Annotated in this window: 25 protein-coding genes; 7 read left to right on the top strand and 18 right to left on the bottom strand. The window is 38.9% G+C overall.

All coding sequences use genetic code 11. The annotated features are described in order from the left end of the window. Nucleotides 1-21: 21 nt before the first annotated feature. The 5 genes from H0Z31_13965 to H0Z31_13945 all read right to left on the bottom strand — a co-directional run bounded on the left by H0Z31_13965 (nucleotide 22) and on the right by H0Z31_13945 (nucleotide 3,634). Complete coding sequence (locus H0Z31_13965; protein ID MBO8178538.1) at nucleotides 22-228, bottom strand: hypothetical protein; 207 nt, start codon at nucleotides 226-228, stop codon at nucleotides 22-24. Between the two features lie 88 nt (nucleotides 229-316). Beyond that, nucleotides 317-685, bottom strand: coding sequence for a hypothetical protein (locus H0Z31_13960; protein MBO8178537.1), 369 nt, complete (start codon nucleotides 683-685; stop codon nucleotides 317-319). 67 nt (nucleotides 686-752) lie between these two features. Next, nucleotides 753-1,253: a GNAT family N-acetyltransferase gene (locus H0Z31_13955; GenBank protein MBO8178536.1), complete on the bottom strand. Its 501-nt coding sequence runs from the start codon at nucleotides 1,251-1,253 to the stop codon at nucleotides 753-755. 115 nt (nucleotides 1,254-1,368) lie between these two features. Continuing rightward, complete coding sequence (locus H0Z31_13950) at nucleotides 1,369-2,925, bottom strand: hypothetical protein (protein MBO8178535.1); 1,557 nt, start codon at nucleotides 2,923-2,925, stop codon at nucleotides 1,369-1,371. 64 nt (nucleotides 2,926-2,989) lie between these two features. Continuing rightward, nucleotides 2,990-3,634 carry a CoA pyrophosphatase gene (locus H0Z31_13945; GenBank protein ID MBO8178534.1) on the bottom strand — a complete coding sequence of 215 codons (645 nt, stop codon included), beginning with the start codon at nucleotides 3,632-3,634 and terminating at the stop codon, nucleotides 2,990-2,992. A gap of 1,095 nt (nucleotides 3,635-4,729) precedes the next feature. Here H0Z31_13945 and H0Z31_13940 point away from each other — a divergent pair. The 7 genes from H0Z31_13940 to H0Z31_13910 all read left to right on the top strand — a co-directional run bounded on the left by H0Z31_13940 (nucleotide 4,730) and on the right by H0Z31_13910 (nucleotide 10,372). After that, nucleotides 4,730-5,872 carry a glycosyltransferase gene (locus H0Z31_13940; protein ID MBO8178533.1) on the top strand — a complete coding sequence of 381 codons (1,143 nt, stop codon included), beginning with the start codon at nucleotides 4,730-4,732 and terminating at the stop codon, nucleotides 5,870-5,872. 422 nt (nucleotides 5,873-6,294) lie between these two features. After that, on the top strand, nucleotides 6,295-6,810 hold the full coding sequence (locus H0Z31_13935) for a ribonuclease H-like YkuK family protein (GenBank protein MBO8178532.1): 516 nt from the start codon (nucleotides 6,295-6,297) through the stop codon (nucleotides 6,808-6,810). 157 nt (nucleotides 6,811-6,967) lie between these two features. Further along, nucleotides 6,968-7,849 (top strand): hypothetical protein, encoded by an 882-nt coding sequence (locus H0Z31_13930; protein MBO8178531.1) that lies wholly within the window; start codon nucleotides 6,968-6,970, stop codon nucleotides 7,847-7,849. 85 nt (nucleotides 7,850-7,934) lie between these two features. Further along, nucleotides 7,935-8,378, top strand: a complete 444-nt coding sequence (locus H0Z31_13925) for a hypothetical protein (protein MBO8178530.1) — start codon at nucleotides 7,935-7,937, stop codon at nucleotides 8,376-8,378. 254 nt (nucleotides 8,379-8,632) lie between these two features. Then, entirely contained in the window at nucleotides 8,633-9,157 is a 525-nt protein-coding gene (gene msrA, locus H0Z31_13920) for a peptide-methionine (S)-S-oxide reductase MsrA (protein ID MBO8178529.1), read from the top strand. A gap of 379 nt (nucleotides 9,158-9,536) precedes the next feature. Continuing rightward, nucleotides 9,537-9,638: a YhfH family protein gene (locus H0Z31_13915; protein MBO8178528.1), complete on the top strand. Its 102-nt coding sequence runs from the start codon at nucleotides 9,537-9,539 to the stop codon at nucleotides 9,636-9,638. 329 nt (nucleotides 9,639-9,967) lie between these two features. Beyond that, nucleotides 9,968-10,372 carry a DoxX family protein gene (locus tag H0Z31_13910; GenBank protein ID MBO8178527.1) on the top strand — a complete coding sequence of 135 codons (405 nt, stop codon included), beginning with the start codon at nucleotides 9,968-9,970 and terminating at the stop codon, nucleotides 10,370-10,372. 41 nt (nucleotides 10,373-10,413) lie between these two features. Here H0Z31_13910 and H0Z31_13905 read toward each other — a convergent pair whose 3' ends face one another. From H0Z31_13905 to H0Z31_13845, 13 genes are all read right to left on the bottom strand, one after another. After that, complete coding sequence (locus tag H0Z31_13905) at nucleotides 10,414-11,634, bottom strand: MFS transporter (protein ID MBO8178526.1); 1,221 nt, start codon at nucleotides 11,632-11,634, stop codon at nucleotides 10,414-10,416. An 18-nt stretch (nucleotides 11,635-11,652) separates the two neighbouring features. Beyond that, the gene (locus H0Z31_13900) at nucleotides 11,653-12,348 is read right to left on the bottom strand and encodes an LrgB family protein (GenBank protein MBO8178525.1); all 696 of its coding nucleotides are present in this window, start codon (nucleotides 12,346-12,348) and stop codon (nucleotides 11,653-11,655) included. Then, nucleotides 12,317-12,706: a CidA/LrgA family protein gene (locus H0Z31_13895; protein MBO8178524.1), complete on the bottom strand. Its 390-nt coding sequence runs from the start codon at nucleotides 12,704-12,706 to the stop codon at nucleotides 12,317-12,319. Before H0Z31_13895 ends, H0Z31_13900 begins: the two co-directional genes overlap by 32 nt. A gap of 57 nt (nucleotides 12,707-12,763) precedes the next feature. Further along, nucleotides 12,764-13,960, bottom strand: a complete 1,197-nt coding sequence (locus H0Z31_13890) for an MFS transporter (GenBank protein MBO8178523.1) — start codon at nucleotides 13,958-13,960, stop codon at nucleotides 12,764-12,766. A 166-nt stretch (nucleotides 13,961-14,126) separates the two neighbouring features. After that, nucleotides 14,127-15,698, bottom strand: coding sequence for a fatty acid--CoA ligase (locus H0Z31_13885; GenBank protein ID MBO8178522.1), 1,572 nt, complete (start codon nucleotides 15,696-15,698; stop codon nucleotides 14,127-14,129). Between the two features lie 27 nt (nucleotides 15,699-15,725). Then, nucleotides 15,726-17,348, bottom strand: coding sequence for a long-chain fatty acid--CoA ligase (locus H0Z31_13880; GenBank protein MBO8178521.1), 1,623 nt, complete (start codon nucleotides 17,346-17,348; stop codon nucleotides 15,726-15,728). Beyond that, complete coding sequence (locus H0Z31_13875; GenBank protein MBO8178520.1) at nucleotides 17,345-18,427, bottom strand: CoA transferase; 1,083 nt, start codon at nucleotides 18,425-18,427, stop codon at nucleotides 17,345-17,347. Before H0Z31_13875 ends, H0Z31_13880 begins: the two co-directional genes overlap by 4 nt. Next, nucleotides 18,424-19,230: an SDR family oxidoreductase gene (locus tag H0Z31_13870; GenBank protein ID MBO8178519.1), complete on the bottom strand. Its 807-nt coding sequence runs from the start codon at nucleotides 19,228-19,230 to the stop codon at nucleotides 18,424-18,426. Before H0Z31_13870 ends, H0Z31_13875 begins: the two co-directional genes overlap by 4 nt. Next, nucleotides 19,224-19,637: a MaoC family dehydratase N-terminal domain-containing protein gene (locus tag H0Z31_13865; protein MBO8178518.1), complete on the bottom strand. Its 414-nt coding sequence runs from the start codon at nucleotides 19,635-19,637 to the stop codon at nucleotides 19,224-19,226. Before H0Z31_13865 ends, H0Z31_13870 begins: the two co-directional genes overlap by 7 nt. After that, nucleotides 19,630-20,079: a MaoC family dehydratase N-terminal domain-containing protein gene (locus tag H0Z31_13860; protein MBO8178517.1), complete on the bottom strand. Its 450-nt coding sequence runs from the start codon at nucleotides 20,077-20,079 to the stop codon at nucleotides 19,630-19,632. The genes H0Z31_13865 and H0Z31_13860 overlap by 8 nt, the downstream gene beginning before the upstream one ends. A 22-nt stretch (nucleotides 20,080-20,101) precedes the next feature. Then, nucleotides 20,102-21,247, bottom strand: coding sequence for an acyl-CoA dehydrogenase family protein (locus tag H0Z31_13855; protein ID MBO8178516.1), 1,146 nt, complete (start codon nucleotides 21,245-21,247; stop codon nucleotides 20,102-20,104). 12 nt (nucleotides 21,248-21,259) lie between these two features. After that, nucleotides 21,260-22,441 (bottom strand): acetyl-CoA acetyltransferase, encoded by a 1,182-nt coding sequence (locus tag H0Z31_13850; GenBank protein MBO8178515.1) that lies wholly within the window; start codon nucleotides 22,439-22,441, stop codon nucleotides 21,260-21,262. Further along, nucleotides 22,422-23,861 (bottom strand): hydroxymethylglutaryl-CoA synthase family protein, encoded by a 1,440-nt coding sequence (locus H0Z31_13845; protein MBO8178514.1) that lies wholly within the window; start codon nucleotides 23,859-23,861, stop codon nucleotides 22,422-22,424. The genes H0Z31_13850 and H0Z31_13845 overlap by 20 nt, the downstream gene beginning before the upstream one ends. Nucleotides 23,862-24,167: the final 306 nt, after the last annotated feature.

Here is a 24,167-nt window from a genome sequence, read left to right as displayed (position 1 = left end):
TAGATCTACATACATTGTGTTTTATCCCCCAAAGAAAAAGTCAAGAATATTGGATCCTACAGAAGCATCTTTGTTATAAAACTCGGAGTAACCACAATTGCGACAATATACCACAACGAACCGATTATGTTGAATATCAAACATTTTTGAAAGCCCGGTTCCGGTCATTGCGACTTCCTTTTGTCCCGCATCACGCGATCCGCATTTAATACAACCTTTTTCGTTCATTTTGCTCTCCCCTTTCCACTGTTTCTACTACGTAATACGAACAATCATAGAAAAATGTTTCAAAATTCACCTATTTAAGTTTGTTGTTCTATTTTTTTACTAAAGGAAACGATTCTTCCTGCCCATTCCATTTAATAGTGACGATCATATCCTCTGAAAATACCTTGGAATTCAATATATGTTCCACATGAACTATTCCTTCCTCGTTCACTTGTCGTTCTCCGCCTATTTGGGATATTGGCCCTTCGAATTCATACATTATTTTTGTTATAGGTTCATGTTTTTCTCCAATATAGGTCATCACAATGTCATTTTCGATTCGCCCTCCATTCTGTACAACTGTTACATTGACGTGCCAATGCTCGCTTATCCCTTCAAAGGACATTGTTTGTTGACTACACGCCGATAAGATAACAATTACAGCAAAGACCATCAATATCGAATTCTTCATCGTCATCATGCGTCCTCCTACTTGTTTCAAAAAATGGGTTTTTACGATCATGTTAGTACCTCTCCGAATATATCTACTGTTCATTTTTTAATGAAAAATGAAGAACATATTGCCACCCTTGACGTCCAAACACTCGGTTCCCTTGATCGATAAATCCGCAAGATTGATACAAGCGGAGGGCGGCATGATTGTTTTCATTCACACCTAACACGATTTCTTCAATGTGTGGAAAGTGTGTATCAACAAATGATACTAGAAGATGAAGGGCTTTTTTTGCATAGCCTTTTCCTTGGTGTGGAAGATGAACCGAAAACGAACGAAGAAGCATGCTATTTGGACGTGAGGTATATGTTTTTACGTCCGCTCCTTCATCTAACACAAAAAACCCGACTGGGGAGCTTCCTTGTAAAATGACAATCGGATACCATTGCCCTTCTTTCGATTTATTTTGTATCCAGTAGTTTGGAAGAGCAGTAAACCGTTTTTGTTCAGGAAGTAATTCAAATGCAAGCAATTCCTTTTTGTACATTGATCGATAAAAGCTTAATTGAATCTCTGATTGATAAAGACTCATGCTCACTCGCCTTCCCCCTTTTTTTGCACAATTTTATATTATCAAATATTTCTCTAGATGGTAGTTTTTTTTACCATTCAAATCAAAAAAAACAGCCAAATAATGGATGGCTGTGTTAATAGAAATTACCATATTCATCTTTATAGACGGATTTTAGAAGTGTTCGTTCAAATGGATATCCGTCTTTTGTTTTTCCTTTAATCTCAACAGTTATTTGATACGTTCCTGCCTCGGTAACCGTTGGAAGGGTGATTTCACTAGCAATAGATATTGGTTCCTTTATTTTTAATTTTTTTCGATTTTTTATCGAATTTCCGTTTTGATAAGGGGTAAAGTCTACCGAATATGTGGCTTTTGTTTCTTTTTCTCTTACTTTCTTCTGTTTTGTTTCAAGTTTCCATATCTTTTTTCTGTGTTTATTTTGAAGAACTAGGTCATTTGAAATGTCCGATTGTAAGGAAACGACAAGAAGATAAGCTTGTGCATCATCATCGGAAGCATATACTTTCCATGTTCCTGCATTTGGTTTTTGGAGGACTGCCACGTGGTGCCATGCTCCTGCAAATATTCCTTTGTCTTCTATTCTTTCCACCGTAACAGTTTCACGTTTCCCATTAGGACCGATGACCTCAAGAGTATCTACGGGGACATCACTCATCCAATTGATTGTTAATGTTTCAACCCCTTTTTCCACAAGAAAGCTTTCTGTGCCTGCTTCTTTAAATGGACCACCACGAATGATTTGGCCGCTTGTTAATGATTGGTCAGTAATAGCTATATCCTCTACTGTAGCTGCCGCCATTTGCGCACTAGCCATGGAAGTAGAAGTCGTTAAATACGGGGCAAAAAAAGAAAAGGTGGACGATCCTTCTTTTATAGTAAAATGATTCCAATCCCCTACTTTCACCATGGTTCCATTTGGCAAGAAGGCTCTCTCCACCGTTACGGCTCCATCGTTTGGGCCGTACTGGGATAAATACAATCCTCCCCAATATAACGAAGAACCAAATGAACCCCATTTGGTACCGGCGAATGTATAATAGTTGTTTTTATTTACATTTGGATGCTGATCGGTAATGGAACGAAAATAATTCATATACGATGTTTGTAGCGAATACGTTGCATCGCTTCTCGACCCTAAAATACCAGCTAACCACCCTGCCCAACTGCTATACGCTAAATCTGCTAATTCGGAACCAAAATGAGGACTACTGAGTGTAATCACATTTGAAACATAGGGATACACTCCATAATGAACTAATGCGGTTTGGGCATCAATCCCCCCTTTACTATGCGTTACTAGAACAAGTGGCTTACCAAAGTATTGATAAATCTCTTCAATTAACTCGGCTAATAAATGTCCGTTGTCCCACATGTCTTCCGACGTACCACCAGCATCAAAAAGCTCGACAAATGCGGTTTGAAAACCTGCATTATACGCGGTTACGTACATATCATTATTGTCAAACCATGTACTTGCTGAGCTATTTAACCCTTGAACAAAGAGAATGACAGGTGCATTCGGGTCGAGATGATCAGGCGTGGCCCCAACATACCATGTTCCTGGTGTTCCATCAGCTCCTGGGTTAAAAAATTTCCCAGCAGACACAGGTGCCTTAAAGACGGTCGCGAGTAAAAAGAATAATACAATTGTAACCACCCACTTCTTCAATTTGTTTCCTCCCCTTATAAAAGCGTTCGCATTCCCTTTTCAACGTATGGGGAGAGAATACAAATTATACCAATTTGTTGTTATTTTTCGATTTTTGCACCAACTGCACAAAGTGATAAAGAATTTTGGCTGTAAGCCCCCAAATGACTCGACCGTTATATTCATAAAATAATTCATTTATTCCTCGCATCCGCCAATTATACTTTTTCCCATTCGGAATGTAGTGGAATGGGAAATCGACCGATGGATGAGGGTGAAGCTCCACAAGATATTTTTCTGGTTTAGTGTCCATAAAATAATCCAATGGGACCGTAAATATTTCTTCCACTTCATCTTTATTTGGAAAAATGTTGTTCACGTCTTGACAAATTTCCCCTACAAATGGTTCTATGATTTGCCCATACCCGACCATTATATCTAGAGGTGCTACAATCGATACATCTTTAGAGTGCAAATTCAGTTCTTCCAACGTTTCTCGAATGGCCGCTGCCTTCGCATGATCATCCACCTTGTCAATTTTTCCGCCAGGAAAACAAATTTCTCCTGGCTGTCGACGTAAATGATGAGCCCTAACTTCAAAAAGTACATGAATTTCCTCCTTTACTCTAATAAGAGGGAGAAAAATCGCATATTTCGTTGCTTCATCTTCTCCAAAAATACCAGGACTACGATGTTGAAGTGCGTAAATTTTATCAATGTACTTCATCATGATTCTTCCCTTTCATTCTATTTAGTAATTATTTGCTCCCTACCCTTTAAAAAATGGTAAAATAAGATATCTTTATTCAAATTAGAGTGATAGAGTTAGATACGGACTTTTATTGCCGCTTCTTTTTGTTAACTTGTACTTTAGCATTCATTTTTTGACGAATCCATCCATCTTCAATGGAGCATTTCCATTTATTCGACTTTTCCTTTTTATGGAATATGTTCATTTTAGGTAGGGTTTTTGTCCCTGATCGCCACCAAAGTATATATCGTTCGCTTCTTTCTATATTCGTTTATCTCTCTAATCCTTCCTTTTTATTAGGCAATAAAATCATATAAAAAACGAAGAAAAAGGTTATGTCATCTGCATAAAATTACTGTAACTGTTTAATGAATTTAACGAGTTTTATAGATAAAATGATTAACAAAGGGGTGAATCGTAATGTTATTCTGGTTCATACATTTCCTAATCTCATACCATCTGGTTTCTGCTTATGACAGCTCATTCACATTCACCCCTATACTGTATGACTTTGAAGAAACTTTAATTAGCCTTTCTGAAAATACACTTGATACAACCGATGATTTTACGATTACCCCTGATATATGTATTATTTGCCTTGTCCATTCTTGCTTTTTTATTATTTTTATTCCGTTATTTGTTTATTTACGTTTTCACTTTTTATTAGCCGTCTTTTATCAATCGAGAAATGTGGTTTGTATTGTCCTTCCAAATGAAATATGAAAATAAGGAGGGACGAATCATGTGGATTCGCTATTTTCTTATCGTCGCATTTTCATTAACTGCAGTTGACTTATTTCTTTATCAAGGCGTTGAAATCGTACGTGCGATAATGGAAATTTGGAAACAGAAATAAAAATGGATGTATTTTGATTCTACGGCTGATGTACATCACCATTTTCTGATGTACGTCAGCTTTTTAAGTTCTTTTATCCATCAGCATTTATCATTTTACCTACATAGAACTTTTTACATAATTTTAACATCTTTTTCAAATACTAAAACTTGTCCTGATTTTTCCCTAACAAAAATATGGTACCTTTAAAAGTAATAACGGAAAAGGGGGGGAACGTGTTGAGAGAACCTCGCATTCTTATCTTGACGGCTAGTTTCGGAACGGGGCATATTCAAGTAGCCAATTCGCTTTGTCAAGAAGCTAAATACCAAGGAATTTCACAAGTTACTGTATCCAATTTATTAGCTGAAGCATATCCCTTTTTAACCCAAATGACGGAATATTTGTATTTAAAATGTTTTTCGTATGGACAACCGCTTTATAAAATGTTCTACTATAGCCTTGATAAATGGAACGACCATCGGTTATTGAAATGGTATTATTACGTAGGTCGCAAACGATTATTAACACTCATACAAACAGAAAGTCCGGACATGATCATTAATACGTTTCCATTAATGGTCGTTCCAGAGTTTCGTCAATATTCCGGTTTTCAACTTCCGATTTTTAATGTACTAACTGATTATTGTCTGCATAAAATGTGGGTTCATCCTTATATTAATCGGTATTTTGTTGCAACGCCTAAACTAAAGGAAGCCTTGGCTCAAAAATATGTACCCCGTGACAAAATTATTGTTAGCGGTATCCCAATTCGCCCTGCGTTCGAACTCCCTATTTCTTCGGACATTTTATATAAACGATACAAGTTGTCTCCTAACAATCCTATAGTGACGATTTTGGCCGGGGCACAGGGGCTGTTAAAACATGTGAAGCGAACATGTAAACAACTCATTCATGAAACGGACGTACAAATAGTTGTCGTGTGTGGCCATAATACAAAACTTTCTGAGGAATTATCATCTTTACAACGCCTTTATCCACATCGACTGCGGGTGTTTCCATTTGTAGAACAAATCGATGAATTATTCCGCTTGTCTACAGTGATGGTAACGAAACCGGGTGGTATCACACTAACAGAAGCCACTGCCACAACCACTCCACTTATCCTATATAAACCTGTTCCTGGTCAAGAACAAGAAAACGCCCGATACTTTGAACAAAAACGTGCAGCTGTGATCGTTTCTTCAGGAAAAGACTTACTCCCAACCATTCTGCGTGTGATAAAGGATCCAAAAAAACAACAACAAATGAAACAATCACTTGCGTCTATGTACAGACCGAATGCTTCGAGAACTATCATCGACCATGTCATTCATTGGTTTGAAAATTACCAGGAAAATCGTTTTCATCAATTGATTTAATGAAATGATTCTTTAATACATGATCACCTATTATCTTGGTGTTAGGATTGGGTGTACCCCTTTCGTACATGCCTGTTAACCTTTCTAAAACAGCACTAGCGGTCAGGATTCGAAGAAATTGTCGGTCCCAAAGCTCCGGTTGTAAATTTTTTGTGGTGGATGTGAGCTTTTTGACCTTCGTTTTTTCATCATCGATCAATCAATTTCCTTACTGTGCGTCTGTCTGATTTTCGAATACCTTAGACGTACTTAGACCTTGTTGCCCCGTTGCGAAACTTTATTTTTAGTTGAAACGAAATTAAGCGTTACCTTTTTAGGTAGCGCTTTTTCCCATACCGTTCATCCCCCCTCTTTATTTTGCATACAATAATATAAGGACAACATGAGAGCTTAATAGCATTTTTCTAAAAAGGAGCGATTCTATGAATTCGTATAATTTTACAAATACGAGTGACGGTGTAATGACATTTGATGTCGTTTTTCAAAAAATTCAGTCATTTATTTTACAGGATCCTACCGCTTGCTACGTTCTCTCCATTGGTTCTGATTCCCAAACGTATCAAAAAGAGACACGGTTTATCACCGCCATCCATCTTCATCGAAAAGGGAAAGGAGCGTGGGGATGTATTCGCAAGCTAATCATTCCTCGTCCAATCGATAGCATCCGTGAAAAAATTTCCCTTGAAACGTCCCTTAGTCAGGAAATTGCTTATCTATTTACTGATGATCATTTATTAAGTTTATCTGAACTAATTGTACCGTATGAAAAAAAAGGAGCTTCTTTAACGATAGAAATTCATTTAGACATCGGACGAAAAGGGTTAACGAAAGAATTAATTCAAGACATGGTCGGGCGAATAACAGCTATGGGTATGGATGCCAGGATCAAACCGGAATCGTACACCGCCTTTAGTTATGCAAATCGTTATACGAGGTGATTCAATCTATACGTCTATACCCGTCAAAAAGGTGAGTATATATTTGTAGAACTCACCTTTTTTCTATATGACTACTTATTTATTCCATTCCGTTTCCGCTTTTTAACAATTCATTCATGTATAATAAATGTAAGAAATAATGATATGAGGTGATCGAATGAGTTCCACGATTTATGAAAAAGGAAAATCATTTATTGAAAATAATGCCCGACTGGTCGAACAAGCTCTTTTCCACTATTTATTTGAAAGCGGTTCTGTTCAAACGGTTATTGACACGTTAAAACGTTATCAAAACAAAAACGGCGGATTTGGCCACGCATTAGAACCAGATTTTCGGTGTTCTACTTCTTCTCCCATGGCAACAACAATTGCCTTTCAAATGTTCGATCTTTTAGACAAAAAGCCTGATCTAATTATTGAAAACGCTCTCAATTATTTGAGAAAAACGTATCAAGCAGATTTGAACGGATGGCTGTCTGTACCAAAAGATGTAAATGAAGCCCCTCGTGCGCCTTGGTGGAATTACCGAGAGGAAATCGTAAATTGGGGAAATCCGTCAGCTGAAATCATTGGTTACTTTTATACATACGGAACAAAAGAGGATCGAACATGGGCTGAATCCATGCTTCCTTTTGTGGAAGACTACCTTTATTCATTAGAAAACTACGAATTTCACGAACTCTTATGTTTCCTACGGTTAATGGACAAACTCGCATCAAAATGGCAACTACGATTAGAAGTACAATTAACTCCAATGATAAAAGCATGTGTGGAAACAAATCCTACTAAATGGGACACGTATAGTTTACAACCGATACAAATTGCACCTACTCCTACATCCCGTTTTTATGAACTCGTTTCAGAATACATTCCTTCTAATCTCAAATACATTCAGGAAACTCAACAAGCAGAAGGGCATTGGGAACCAACATGGTCGTGGGGCCAATTTGAAAGAGAGTGGCTACAAGCCAAAAAAGAATGGCAAGGCATATTAACGTTACAATACTTACGAATTTTGCGAGCGTACGACGTCATATAATATGTTTATCTTCATTCAGGAATAAATGTGATAAAGGAAGGTGACTAATGTGAAGTTTATTCGTCTTACCTTTTGAGGTGAAACAATGAAAAAATGGATGTTTTTTTATCTCGTTTTATGGATTATGGTTGGCTGTCAATCGCTAGACAAGGAGGAAACGAATCCAATGAATGAATCTTCTGAGAAGGTCGCTGGAGATATTGAAGCGACACTTACTCAACTAACTATTTCATCCCCCATTCAATTTGTGTATGAAGTCAAAAATCAATCCGAAAAGTATGTTCCATTTACATTTCCGACTGGTCAAACATTCGAGCATGAACTTCGGAATGAAAATGGTGAACTAATCGAACGATATTCCGATGGCAAGATGTTTACCCAAGCCGTTCGAATGTTGAAACTCGCCCCTGGCAAATCTTTTACCCATACGATGTCCTTTGACCTCGAACCTGGCACGTATACTTTAACAGTATGGTTAACCTGTTATGATGAAACGTATCCAAGAACAGCTACCTTTACTGTTCGTTAAACAAGCTGACCCTTCAGCTTGTTTTTTATTTAGGTAGGGGGAGATGGATATTTAATTGGGAAACGAAAAGCATAGTTTTTAGAAAAATAGTTTACATGGCTATTATAGGGATGTTACTTACCCGAGGGCAATTTCAAAAGTTACATACCGGGTATATATCAAAATAATAGATTTACATCTGTTATCCGTAATATAATAAACTTTAATATAGTGAAATACTGTAAAATACCGAAAACAAGGAGGTATATATATCGATGAGTTCACTACAAAAAGCCACATTTGCTGGAGGATGTTTTTGGTGTATGGTTCAACCGTTTGATGAACTGCCTGGAATTCACGAGGTGGTTTCTGGTTATACAGGTGGCCATGTTGAAAATCCTACATATGAACAAGTAAAGTCAGGTGAATCGGGTCATTACGAAGCGGTGCAAATTACATATGATCCTGAAATATTTCCATACAAAAAACTTCTTGAATTATATTGGCCGCAAATTGACCCAACAGACGATGGCGGACAGTTCCATGACCGTGGCCCGCAATATCGTACAGCGATTTTTTATCATACGGAAGAACAAAGACAATTAGCTGAAGAATCGAAACGACAAATTGAAGAAAGCGGACGGTTTAACAAACCAATTGTAACAAAAATTTTACCTGCTTCGACCTTTTATCCTGCAGAAGAATATCATCAACACTTTTATAAAAAGAATCCGAAAGCTTATAAAGAAGACCGTGCAAAATCTGGTCGGGATGAATTTATTGAAAAACATTGGAAATAAGCTTTTTAATGAACCTCTCCCACCTACACATTCTTTAGAGGTGGGAGTTTCTTACCAACTCTATCGAAAATCTTTACCTATGATTGTTTGACTTTGGTATATAATCCAGCTAACATACTAGCAAGTTTTTTTATAACGTTAGAATCGTATGACTAAGTAATCGTTTCTTCCCCTATGCTTTTTGAAGATGAATTGTGATTACATCTAATTGTGGATTACTTCATTATTCATACGCTCTTCTTAAAACCATCGTCCATTTCAACGAAAAAAATTAAAAAATTTCACAATTTTCTTTGTTTTACATATTGTGTTATATAACAACATTAATTATAATATTCTGTAATATAACATTAAGGGGGAGATTCATTTGAAAAAACGTATGGTAACGAAAATTTGTGTACAATGCGGGGAAGTTATTAAAGAAAAAATGGAATCACATTTTATTGAATGTGAACGTTGCTTATCCAAAAAAGAAGATTAATCAATTGTCTTAACCATTTTTATCCTCATAAAGTACAGTATAAAACCAATCAGACCTTCAGACATTCACTCCTTTCGTTCACATGAATCGAGGAACCATTCTCCTGAAATTGTTATTCTGGTACAAACAGTATGAATATGGTTGCAAATAGTCTAAAATTAAGCCCTTCTTCTTCGCTGTTTTAGAACAATCATGTTAATATAAAAGTCTGCCTAACGACTAAAGGCAGACTTTTTTCGTTTTTTAACAGTAATGTCCCATAATTATAAACAAGGATTCTGTCATATTTATGGTAATGAAAACAAATTCTTTTAAAGGAGTGATGGAAGATGAGTCGGCGACTTGAATGGGGATTATTTCTTGCTCGTCTCATTTTAGGGGGTACGATGTTAGCGCACGGGATTCAAAAATTTAAAATGCTGGATTTGGTTGTCAATATGTTTACAGAAAATTTTGGATTACCCAGCTTCTTTGCTTATGCTACCGCCATTGTTGAAACAGTCGCTGGTCTTGCTCTTATTCTAGGTTTATTCGTTCAATATTCTGCAGCGCTACTAGGCTTGGTGATGGTTGGCGCGATCGTTACGGTGAAGTTTTCGATAGGATTTTTCGGAAACGGACAAATGCCTGGATACGAGCTTGATTTAGCTCTTTTAGGATTAGCCATTGTCTTAACACTTGGAGGCAGCCGCTTATTTGCCGTTTCTTCTCTGCTTAAAAGTAACAAAAAGTAATCAAATACGGATCGGATTCCTGAGCGAATCCGTTCCGTATTTTATTGATACCACGAACGGATGGTATGATCTGATGGAAGGCGCCAAGTCAATAAACCAAATAACGGTAAAAAGCTACTAACAACCATGACGGTCCGAATGCTAAAGGCATCGGCCATTCCACCAAAGAACACTGCTCCAATGGCCCCCATACCAAACGCTAATCCAACAATTAATCCTGACACCATCCCAACATTTCTCGGGACCAACTCTTGTGCGTAAACAACGGTGACACTAAAACTTGAAAACAAGATAATTCCTAATAAAAACACAACGGGAATAACCCCAATTAACGGTACGTGAGGTAACATAAGGGCAAATGGAGCCCCACCTAATAATGACCCGAATATCACAGTACGTTTTCCAATTCGATCGGCTATCGGACCGCCGATAAACGTACCGATCACACTCGCGAACATAAATATAAATACGTAAATTTGTGCCTCTCGTATTGATAACCCGTAATCTTCAATTAAGTAAAATTGATAAAAGTTTGATATCGCCGCACCATACCAAGAACGGACAAATACAAGAAAAATCAATAAGGCAATTGCCCCTTTAACCAGATGCGGAATATGGCTTAATCGTGTTTTTGAAGTTTGATGTTTCGGCTTTATTCTACTATGCATGGTTTGTTTACGGTACCATAAAGAAACACGGTACAAAATAATAGCACCTAGCAAAGCTACAAGCATGAAAAGAGCAGCCCCTTTTTGCCCCAATGGAACAAGGATGAACGCAGTAATGATCGGTGCTAACGATTGGCCCGTATTTCCTCCTACTTGGTAAATCGATTGGGCAAAACCACGCCGATTCCCCGCTGCCATATAAGCAACCCGTGAACCTTCTGGATGAAAAATGGCTGATCCCATTCCAATAAACATCACGGCAAGTAATAAAAATAAAAAATGCTGAAACATCGCATACCCTAATACGCCTATCATACTGAACAACATGGCTATTGGTAATAAAAACGGGCTCGGTTTTCTATCGGCAAAATATCCAAATACGGGCTGCAAAACGGATGATGTCATATTCAACATAAACGCAATCCAACCAATTTCTGTGTACGTTAATTGTAATTCTTTTTCTAATATCGGAAACATCGCTGGTACAACTGCTTGGAGCGTATCATTGATAAAATGACCGGAACTGATGGCAAATAAAATCCCGTAAACAGGAAGTACAGACGGTGCGGCTAATTTTTTTGTTGTGACCGACATTTTTAATCTTTCCTTTCCTTAACTATTAATGAAAGAAATGATAACGGGTATCAAACAGGCAGTTAAGACAGCAGCTACTCCCATCGACACAGCCGATACAGCTCCTTGTAATTCCCCTTCTTTTACCGCTTCGCTCGTTCCAATCCCGTGAGAAATCGTTCCAAAAGAGAGTCCTCGAGCGAGCGGATCGGTAATTCTTGCCCATTTCATCCACCATCCCCCAAAAACCGCACCTGTCATCCCGGTTACAGTTACATAAAAAGCAATAAGGGTTGGATTTAGATGAATGATTTTACCAACTTCCACTGCAACAGGTGTCGTTATCGATTTGAGTAAAAGCGGTAAGGAGAGCTCTTGTTCTACTCCCAAAAGATGGGCTAAAGTAATCGCGGCCAGTAATGTAACCGTACTTCCAACAATGATTCCTATTAGTGAAGGAAGAAAGTATTTTCGAATCGTTGGCCAATGGTGGTATAATGGAACAGCCAAGGCAAGTGTAGCGGGTCCTAATAAATACGTAATTCCTTTGTATGTCCACTCGTACTCTTCATAAGAAATCTCCAAAGTAGTTAACATCCATATAGCAATGATCGTTGCGGGTAAAATCGGAGTAAATAAAGGATGGTTTGTTTTTCTCCCAAGCCAGCGAGAGAATCTATAAGCGAAAATGGTAATAAGAAGACTAAGAATGGTAGCGCTGAGCTGATTGTCCATCCATACTTCTCCCCTTTTTTCGAACGAACCATTGCACCGTCCATCCGCATGCGATAAATCCAAAAAAAGTACTGATCATTAAAATGAGAAGTAGCTTCCATCCTTTACTTACTAATAAATCTCCCATACTCATAATGCCAATTGTTATTGGGAGAAAGAAAAAGGATAAATGTTTTAATAGATATTGAGCCATCTCTTCCACCCAATGAACAGAAATAATTCCTAATTCCATGAGTAAAAAGAACAACATCATCCCGATGATACTACCAGGTACAGGTAGTTGTAGAGCATGAGCAAACCAATTTCCCCCCTCAAAAAAAAGTACGAGAATGAGTAGACCACGCAGTCCTTTCCACAATGTTTCATCTCTCCTCCAAAAGGACAAATCTTATAAATAATTCCTCGTATGTAGTTGTTATTTTTTGGATACAAGAGCCACCTTTGATATTCTTTTTTGACTTTGACGTTCTAACCGAATAAGGTAAACCGTTAATAAAACACTAACTAGCGTTAAAATTCCAAAAAAGAAATAAACCATATAAATATGAAATTTTTCAAAAATAATACCGGCTAAAAACGTACTAAACCAGTTCCCACACCCGTTTCCAATTGCTGAATAAAGAGTAACACCTGTGGTGGCAATATGAGCTGGAGTAATTTCTCGAATATATTGGAGACCGGCAGGAATAAATAATCCAAGAGAAAATCCTTGAAGTACAGCTGACAAATAAATAACCGTAAGACTTGGTTCCGTAAAGTATAAAAACCATCGGATCATAGATATAAAACCGGATACAAGAACAATGGGTAAAAGACCCCAGCGCATAATCCATGAACCAGAAACTTTCATAAATGGAATTTCTGATAATACCGCAATAAGGAAAGCAATACCAATACCGGTAAACGTCCCCCCACGGTCTTCGACAAATAAACCAAAATAAAAGTTGTTTGCCAAATTAGGTCCAAAGAGTAAGAAGGTAATAAGAAGAAACAAGGAAAACTTTTTTTGGTTTAGGAGTTCTTTCATTCCCGCCGTAATTTTCCCCCGTTTTGCTGATGTTTCTTTTGGGGCAAAGCGGGCAATCACAGCTGAAATCGCTAAAGAAATAAAAAAAGCATAAAAAATAACCGATAATCCAATAGTTGTTTCGGCTAGTCGACCCATGAAAAATACCGCTAACCCAAATCCTAAAGAACCATACAAGCGAATGCTTCCATATTTCACGTTTGTTCGGTGGGCAAATTGAATAGAAATACTATCAGAAATCGGGACAATCGCGCTTTGAAATAATGCAACAAAAAAAGCAATAAGGACAAATAACATGTAATCATGCGTCCATAAGAACGTTAATCCTGCTATTCCCGCCAGTAAAGAAGTCCAAAACAATACCAATGTCGGAGCTTTTGTCACATCACTAACGATACCCCAAACGGGTTGAAAGAAAATCGTCACAATCGGTGTCATCGACATAATGATTCCAATTTGATAACCGTTCAATCCTTCCACTTCACTTAAATATACACTTAGAAGCGGAAGTAAGCTTCCTACACCAAAAAACGATAACAAATAAAAACTTTTTAACGTCCACAGGGATGAACGAATCGATCCCATACCTTCCCCTCCTTGCTGAAACCTCATCGAAGTTAGAAAAATATGTATGTGCATTAGTATAGCACTGCCCTTATCATTCGTATATAGGATTTTTGTTTAATAATTTGAGAGTATCATAAAATAGGATATTTTTCCATTAAAGAAAGCCAGTCAGAAGGTGACTGGCTCATTCGAATGAATGGAGCGGTTTTTGCTCATTTAATTGCTTCCTAAGGAGAAACTTTTGAATTTTCCCGCTCGCATTTCGAGGTAAATGTTTGACAAATACATAATTTCTTGGGCGTTTATAATCCGCTAGACGCTCGCTGTTTTTACAAAATTCATCGAGTTCTTCAGCGGTTAGTCCTTCGTGTTTCGGAACGACGATAGCCGTTACTTGTTCACCCCATTTTTCATGCGGTTCCCCTAAGACCGCTACCTCTAGTACATTTGGATGTTCGTATAACACGTCTTCAATTTCGCGAGGATAAATATTTTCCCCTCCACTAATAATCATATCGTCCACCCGATCCGCAATGTAAACGTAACCATCAGCATCCATGTATCCTAAATCACCGGAATGGTACCAACCTTTATATAGTGCTTTTTCCGTGGCTTCTGGCATGTTGTAGTAGCCAACCATCGTACAAGAACCACGGACGAGAATTTCCCCTACTTCGCCAGGTGGAAGCACATCATCCGGTTCACTTGGCCCATCTTCTCTTAGACGAACAATACGAATTTCGTGATTGAAACAAGCTTTTCCGGCAGAACCAGCTTTTGAAAGTTGTTCAGTTTCACTTAAAAATGTAACTGCAGGTCCCATTTCTGTTTGACCATATGCTTGAACTAAATCAATTCCTAAACGTTCTTTAATCGCTTTTACAAGTACAGGTGCCATCGGAGCTGCTCCGTATAGTCCTAGGCGTAAGGAAGAAATGTTTTCCGTATGAATATCCTCTTGGAGGAGCATATTCCACATCGTTGGGGCACCAAAGAAAATGGTAATCCGTTCGTTTTGAATTGTTTGCAGGACTAGCTTTGGATCAAAATGATGCATAACGACATTACATGCGCCTACTTGAACTCGTGGAAGAAAACAGCAATGAAGTTCAGCACAATGGAACATTGGTGCAATGACAAGACCTCGATCTTCTGGTGATAATTTCAATGCCGCTAAACAAATTAAACTTTGTTCGACCATATCGCGATGGCGATGCATAACCCCTTTGGGGCGTCCAGTCGTTCCGCTTGTATACATAATCGCGTACAAATCTGTTTCCTGTACCGATACGTTCGGAGCCTCAGTTGGATAAAGGGAGATTAGTTCATGATAACTTTTCGCATAGGAAGGAGCATCTGGATGAATATACCAAAACTGAATGTGTGGAAACTCTTCATAGATAGCATCTATTACGGGTTTTAAAGGCTGTTCAAATAAAACGATTTTAGGTTGGGCGTCTTGTAAAATATAAGCTACTTCTTTCGGCTTTAAGCGAAAGTTGATCGGATTGATAACAGCACCAATTTTCGCACAAGCAAAATACGTCGTGGCAAATTCACTTCCATTGAACAAGAACGTTGACACACGATCTCCTTTTTTAACCCCAGCATCAAGCAAAGCATGAGCCACCCGGTGAACATCATCTTGCCACTGTTCATACGTCCATCTTCGGTTGTTAGTGACATCAACTAATGCTTCTTTTTTGGGATATTTAAGGACTGTTTGGTCAAACAATGTGGCAATCGTTGGATACATCGTATTCCCCCTTCATATATTCATTAATTATTCAGAAACGGAATAATAATAATCTTGATATTGTTCACGTAGGGCACGTTTCAACAATTTTCCGACCGATGTTTTCGGAATTTCGTCTATAAAGATGATGTCATCAGGAAGCCACCATTTCGTAAATTGCGGTTGTAAGTACTGGAGTAAATCTTCCTTTTTAATCGTTGATTTATACTCATCTTTTAAGACGACACACGCTAATGGTCGTTCTTGCCATTTTTCATGTGGCACAGCAATAACCGCTGCTTCATAAACCGCTTCATGGGACATGAGAGCGTTTTCTAAGTCGACAGAAGAAATCCACTCTCCTCCGCTTTTGATTAAATCTTTTGTTCGGTCCGTAATTTTGATATAACCGTATTCATTAATGGTAGCGATATCGCCAGTGTATAACCAACCGTCCCGGAACGCTTCTTCTGTCCGTTCATCTTTGTAATATTCGTTTGCGATCCAAGGACCTCGTACAATAAGTTCCCCCATTGTTTTTCCGTCCCAAGGCACTTCCCCTTGTTCATTAACGACTTTTATCTCTAATCCTGGAACGACTAGCCCTTGCATCGATAATAAGCGGAATCGATCTTCACCTTTCACTTGTTCCATTTCACTCGTAATGGTTGACAACGTAACGATTGGGCTTGTTTCGGTCATCCCATACCCATGGATAAATGGCACCTTGTATTTTTCTTCAAACGCTTTGATAACGCCAATAGGCGCAGCCGAACCGCCACATACAATTCCTCGTAAACTAGAAATATCGTATTTTTCCTTTTCCAACGTTTGAAGGAGCGCAAGCCAAATGGTCGGAACACCAGCAGTCATTGTCACTTTTTCGTCTTGGATCATTTGAGCGATAATCGCAGGTGTCATTTGTGGTCCTGGGAACACTTGAGTAGCTCCAAACCATACGGAGGCAAACGGCATTCCCCAAGCATTCGCATGGAACATCGGAACTACAGGCATGACGACATCTTTTTCCGAAAGGGCTACAGAATCGGCTAAACCTAACGCCATGCTGTGTAAATAAATCCCTCGATGGCTATATACCACTCCTTTTGGATTACCTGTGGTTGCTGATGTATAGCACATTCCTGCAGGAGTCTCTTCATCTAAGTCGTCCCGAAAGGCGTATGTTTCGTCCCCTTTTTTCAAAAGTTCCTCATAAGAATAGGCTGGATGTAACTTTGTCTTTGGAAGCTCCTCTTTATCAGTCATGATAATGTAAGCCTCAACCGTTGAAAGTCTGTCTTGGATTTGTTCGATTAGTGGAACTAAGTCTTCATCCACAAGAAGCAACTTATCTTCGGCATGATTAATGACATAAGCAATGTGTTCTGGGGAAAGACGAATATTAATCATATGAAGGACCGCACCACTACAAGGAACAGCAAAATACGCTTCTAAATGGCGATGATGATTCCACGCAAAAGTACCAATCTTGTCTCCTTCCTTCATTCCTAGGGAAGTGAGGGCACTTGCCAATTTCCGTGTACGTTTTATATATTCCCGATACGTCAAGCGGTGAATCTTGTCATGCGTTCTCGATATAATCATTTTGTTAGGAAAATACCTTTCAGCACGTTGAATGAAAGATGTTAAAATTAATGGGGTGTTCATCATTTGGATTCATCCTCCCTTAATAAATGGAATGACAATTTATTTTGATTTAATTTTGGTGCGGGTTTATATTGAGCATGACGGTGCGTTTTCATGACGGTTCTACCGTTTGATGTTTGTTCTACCAGTTGACGTTCATAAAGGTAAGAATGTTGAAGTACATCTGGGAGGTCAAAAATTGGAGTTAAGCAACAATCAACAGACGTAGAAAATTGTAACCACTCTTCCCAAGATCGGGATGCAAACACATTTTTTATTTCAATATAAATAGGATTTTTTTCTGTTCGTACAGACAAATGATAAGGAATCCATTCCGGTTTATTAATAGCCTCACAGAAATTTTTCCAAAACTTTTCTTCTAATGCAGCTAATGAAACATATCGTCCATCTTTCGTTTCGTAAATTCCATAAGAAACGATCGAACCGTCGATAAATGGGATTCCGTTCGTACGGTGTAATTCTTCATAAAAGGCGATGTGTGTACCTAATAATGACAGAACACTGTCTAAAATGGAAATATCTAAGTAACTCCCCATACCCGTTCGTTCTCGTTCATAAAGGGCAGCGATGATTCGCTCACAAGCTACTAACGAACCCAAATAATCAGCTAGTGGAAAGGTCGGGTGTACCGGTTTCCCGTTGTCATTTTTCAATTGTAATAACAGACCGGATAGTGATAAGTAGTTTAAATCATGACTACCTAAGTGACGATTTGAATTATCTTGACCGTACCCTGTTATGGAACAGTAAATAATATGGTGATTCAACGCTTTTACACGGTTATAATGAAGCCCCCATTTTTCCATCACACCTGGACGGAAGCTCTCAATGATGATATCGGCCGTGGGAATAAGTGATAATAATTTCTTCCTATCGTCTTTGTTTCGAAAATCAATGGTTACACTTTGTTTGTTCCGATTATTAGCTGTAAACACATAACCACCAGCTAACGACCTCGCAGGGTCCCCAGTTGGGGGCTCTATTTTAATCACTTCTGCCCCCATATCAGCTAACCGTAATGCAGCATATGGTCCAGGTAAATAAGTGGAAAAGTCTAGTATACGAACTCCTTTTAACATCATGTATACCAGCCACCATTAATGTGAAGAACGTGGCCATTCACATAGTTAGATAATGGGGAAGATAGATAAAAAATGCCTGCTGCTGCTTCTTCGACGGTTCCTCCTCTTTTTTGTGGAATCGATTGTTCAAACATCGATCGAACTTTTTCTGGAATTCCGATTGACACTCCGTTAACTGTTTCGCCTTTTTCTTTTGCTTGTGTTAGTCGTGTATCAATTAAACCGAAGGCCACCGCATTACAGTTCACATTAAACGGTCCCCATTCCCGAGCAACGGTTTTCGTCAAACCGATAAGCCCCGCTTTTGCTGAAGCATAGTTTGCTTGTCCAACGTTTCCCATCACTCCTGCGACAGATGAAACGTTGACAATTTTTCGATAGGTCGTTTTTCCGTTTTCGATATCTTTCTTGCCGGCTTCTCGCATATATGGAGCTGCCGCCCGAATCAACCGGAAAGGGGCAATTAAATGAATGTCTAACATTGCTTGAAACTGTTCATCACTCATTTTATGGATCATCCCATCCCACGTATATCCAGCATTGTTCACTAAAATATCTAGTTGTCCACATTGTTGGATGGTAAAATCGATGATCGATTCCGGAAATTCTTTTGCCGTCACATCTCCTACAAAGGCGTAAGCCGAGCCTCCTTGATTTCGTATCTCTTGAACAACTTCCTCAACTGGTTCCGGATCTTTATCTGACACAATGACACAGGCCCCATTAGCTGCCATTTGTAATGCAGTCGCTTTTCCAACTCCTCGTCCAGCACCTGTAATAATCGCTACTTGATCCGTTAACATGTAGCTTCCTCCTCTACTTTTTCGACTTCGAACCATCCTTCTAATTTGATTTCTTCTTCTTGGTTCACCACTTGGATTTTTCCTACTAATCTAGTTTCACCGTTTACTAGCTTGTTATCAGTAAGTTGACCCTGAACGGTTAACGTTTCTCCAGGATAAGTGATTCGTTTAAAACGGACGTTGAATTTACGAAGCGTCTTTCGTGGAAACCAGGTGGTAATCGCTTCACCGGCTATCCCCATGACATACATGCCATGAGCGATAACATCAGGAAATCCTGCTTGTTTGGCAATCGGAACGACCGTATGGATAGGGTTAAAATCCCCCGAAGCCCCAGCGTATTTCACTAGTTGGGTATGAGTGAGTCGGTCTTTTGTAATCGGTGACAATTGATGAAGTTCAGTCACGTTTATCGCCTCCTTTTCGTTCTAAAACCGTTGACGTACCGATTAAAACCGTTTCTCCTTGTTCGTTTTTATACGTCGTTTCCAACACAAAAATTTTCATCGTCGGTTTGTCAATGGTTTGTTTTAAGTGGAGGGTTGCATGTAACGTTTCATTCGCACAAACATCTTGAAGATATTCGTAACTTTGTTCACCATGGAGGACACGTAATGGGTCTAATTGAAGCAAACGAATAAGTCCATCAAAATCCAAGCCTCCCCACATTTCCATGACCGTCGGAAATGTCGGAGGGATGGGGATATCTTTGAATCCTTCTTCTTTTGCTCGTTCGATATCGTGGTAAATTGGATTTGGATCCCCAATTGCTTGAGCAAATTCCCGAATTTTTCCACGTTCGATTGTATAATCAAAGGTATATAACGTTTTGGTTGTCGCTGCCTTCACTGTCTACCCTCCTTTATTTATCCTATAAACCTAATTTTTTAGCGATAATTGTTTTCATTATTTCATTCGTCCCAGCATAAATGGCAGCCACAGGTATATCGCGATATCTTCTTGCAATCTTGTATTCTTCCATATATCCGTAACCGCCATGTAGTTGCATACATTTAGAAGCTACTTTTTTAGCTAATTCGGTAATCCACCATTTTGCCATTGACACCTTGGCCACTACATCTTTCCCTTCCATATGTTCAGCAATAAGTTGGTCTAAAAACGTCCGTCCAATTTCAATTTCCGTTTTCATTTCGACAAGTTCGAACTGAATTGACTGAAAGGAGGAGATTGAGCGTCCGAACGCTTTTCGTTGCTTCGTATATTCTAACGTCAACTCAAACATCTCTTCTGCAGCAACTTGGGCATTGATTGCCACGACGAGACGCTCTTGCTGCAGCTTTTCCATTAGATAGCGAAACCCTTCCCCTTCTTTTCCTAATAAATTGGTTTGTGGCACGCGGCATTCATCAAAAAAAAGTTCAGCCGTGTCTTGGGCATGAAGACCAACCTTTTTTAATTTTTGCCCTTTTGAAAAACCTGGTGTGTTCGCTTCCACCACAATTAAACTAATGCCTTTATGTTTCGGAACAGCTCCTGGGTCTGTTTTACAAGCCACAAGGACTAAATCGGCATGAATTCCATTCGTGATGAACGTTTTTTGACCGTTTATAATGTATTCATCGCCATCTTTTACCGCGGTTGATTGAATGTTGGCTAAATCCGATCCCGCCCCTGGTTCCGTCATGGCGATAGCAGTAATTATTTCTCCAGTTACACATTTGGGGAGCCATTTTTTCTTTTGTTCTTCAGTACCATAGGATTCAATATATGGAACGACGATATCGTTATGGAGCCCAACTCCTACAAGGCTTGAACCAATCCGTTCCAGTTCTTCATTGATGACAACCGAATAACCGAAATCGGCTCCACTTCCACCGTACTTTTCGTCTACTTGAGGGCATAAATAACCATACTCTCCAAGCTTTTCCCAAAAAGACCGTGGAATCCATTGTTGTTCTTCCCATTGTTCGTAAAACGGTTCTGCTTCCTTTTTTAAAAAAGACCGAAATGCTTTCCGAAACATTTCATGTTCTTCTGTTAAATAAGGATGTGCCATCATTTTCCTCCTTTACGTCAACTCTTTTCCAACAATTGAAATAAAAGACACACATTGCCATGGGTATCCACCTAAATTATGTGTAAGTCCTAATTTCGGATTAGGTAACTGGCGATTACCTGCACGTTCAAAAAATTGTAAATATACTTCGTAAAGCATTCTTAGACCGCTCGCACCAATTGGATGTCCAAACGATTTTAACCCTCCATCTGGATTGACAGGTAAAACACCATTTAAATCAAATTTTCCATTAAGGACATCTTTCCATCCTTCCCCACGTTCACTAAAACCTAAATCTTCGTAAATCACCAATTCAGTTGGGGTAAAACAGTCATGAACTTCTGCTAAATCTAACTCTTTCAAAGGGTTTGTAATTCCAGCTTGTCGATAGGCTTCAGCTGCTGCTTTTTGATTTTCGCGAATATATGTAAAATCATAATCGGACTGTAAAAGACCATTCCCATTTCCTACCGCTACAGACAATGCTTTGACGTACATCGGTCGTCCGCTAAATTTGTTTACATCTTCGGTTCGAACGACAATAGCCGCTGCAGCGCCATCTGCTACTCCTGAGCAGTCAAACACACCTAATGGGTCGGCCACTAGAGGAGCTTTTAAAATGGTTTCTATTGGAACTTCTTTTTGAAACTGTGCTTTTGGATTTTTTGCTCCATTTTGGTGGTTCTTCCAGGCAACCCTGGCCAATACCTCTTTTCCTTGTTTCTTCTCAAGTCCATATTTTTGAAAATAGGACGGGGCCAACAGTGCAAACGCTCCTGGTGCTGTAATATTTGGAAAGGTCCCATCACCAGGCTGACTATTAATAACTAAACCGCTATAACCAGAATCTTTTAGCTTTTCAACTCCTACTACTAATGCCACATCGTAAGCCCCAGCTGCCACGGCATAGCAAGCATTTCGAAATGCTTCTGAACCAGTCGCACACATGTTTTCCACTCGGGTGACAGGTAAATAGTCGGTTTTTAAGGGGGTGGCCAACGTCATACCTGCATATCCTGAATCCATCGTTCCAATCCAGGCAGCATCAATATGAGAAGGTTCTATGCCTGCACATTCAATCGCTTCAGCTGCCGCTTCAATAATTAAGTCATCCGTACTCTTCTCCCAATGCTCACCAAAAGATGTACACCCCATCCCAATAATGGCTACTTGATCATGTATCGATTTTTTCAACTCTGTCACCCCGCTTTAATGTTCCTTTCCAATAATAGTTAATAATTCCACCGGCTTCATAAAGACGTCGAAATGTAAATGTCACTTTTCTTCCAATTTCGACTTCATGAGGATCACAATCAGTTAATTGAAGCAACATCCGCCCTCCTCCATCGATATCCACCACGGCAAACACCGTTGGTTGAGAAGGTGAACTTGCTAAGTAGTCAATAGTATACGTACGAATGGTTCCATCCTTTCCGTAAAAAGAATAGGGTTCAATTTTGTCTTTAGAAAAACAATGGCTACAAATGCGTTGTTTTGGATAACTCACTTGTCCACAGGTTTGACATTTTGAACCAACTAATGAATACACCTTTTCTTCGTTTCTTTTTAAAGCCGGTGCAGAGGGAATAGGTGCATCAGGTCTTCTTCCTTTATCAACTAAAATAAGCTCTCTCCATTTTAAAAATTGACCGTAAGATACTTCTTTAAAATAGCGTTCATCTTGTAAAACGGTACGATTCATTCCATTAGGTGTTATTTCTTTATGCACTTCAAAAGCGAAAATATCACATCCATCCCCTACTTGAATCCAAATGATTGTTTCTCCTTTTTTCGCTTGTTCCAGAGCAAGTGAAAACAACAATGGACCATTTGCTGATCCAAAATGACCAAGAACTAAATTCTCTTTATACATAAGTTGCTGTTTAGGAATACGAAGTTGTTTTTCGAGTTGCTGCTGTAGTTTCAATGTTGGGGCTGAAACAATGATGTGGTTAGCGTGGTGAAGTGACATGTTTGTTTGTTGTTCAAATTCTGCTACTGCTTGTTGGACAAGTTGAGAGGAAACGTATTGGCCAAAACGTTCTTCCCATCGTTGAACATATACATGATTTCCTTTTCTCCATTGGAAAAAGTCCCGGTCTTGCAACTGATACGTATGTAAAAGTTCGACCGCTACCCCTTCTCCAGATTCCATTAAAAAAGAGACCGCTCCATCGGAGAACTCTTTTTCTTCTAAACTATTTATTTTACCTACTCGGCAATCACTAGCGGTTACTAATACTTTCTTATCATTCTCACCTCGAACAATCTGAAAAGCAGTATAAAGTGCGGCAGTGGAAGACTTTAAGCTATGGGCAAAATCAGCCGTTTGGATATGGGGCGATTGCTGTAACGCTTTGACCAAAATATTCGCGTGTAGCCCTTCACTATAAGGAGCGGTTGTTGATGCAAAAAATAACGCATCTATCCCTTTTTCTCCTTCCGGTCCTAACAATCGTTTTGCGGATTCCGTGGCAAGAGTTACACTGTCTTCATCGAAAGACGCCACGTATTTCCACCCCTTCCTCCCTTTCGACCCGAAAAATTCATCCATCTGTTGAAATGGGAGTCGGAAGGTTGGAAGAAGGTAACTATACTTACTTATACCAATCATTCAATTCCCTCCAAATGTAAGATATGCATACAGTTCAATATATTTGGATAATTATTGAAACATACATCCATCTAATTAAAACGCTTTCATCATTGTTTTATTCCACAAATTCAGACAAACTCCTTCTAAATTTGTGAATATTTTTATATTTCTGATATCAACAGACAATAAAATTATTTATTCACCAAAACGAAGATCAATTTATATTTATGGACTTCATATGTATCATGTATGAGTAAAATTATTGTGGGCAAAATTTAACCCCCTCATTTGTTGAGGGAACGTTAGAACGCTCAACAAATGAGG

Source organism: Bacillus sp. (in: firmicutes) (genome assembly GCA_017656295.1).
Classification (GTDB): domain Bacteria; phylum Bacillota; class Bacilli; order Bacillales; family JACDOC01; genus JACDOC01.
Note: the sequence above shows the minus strand (reverse complement) of the source record. Positions and strands in the feature narration are given on the sequence as shown.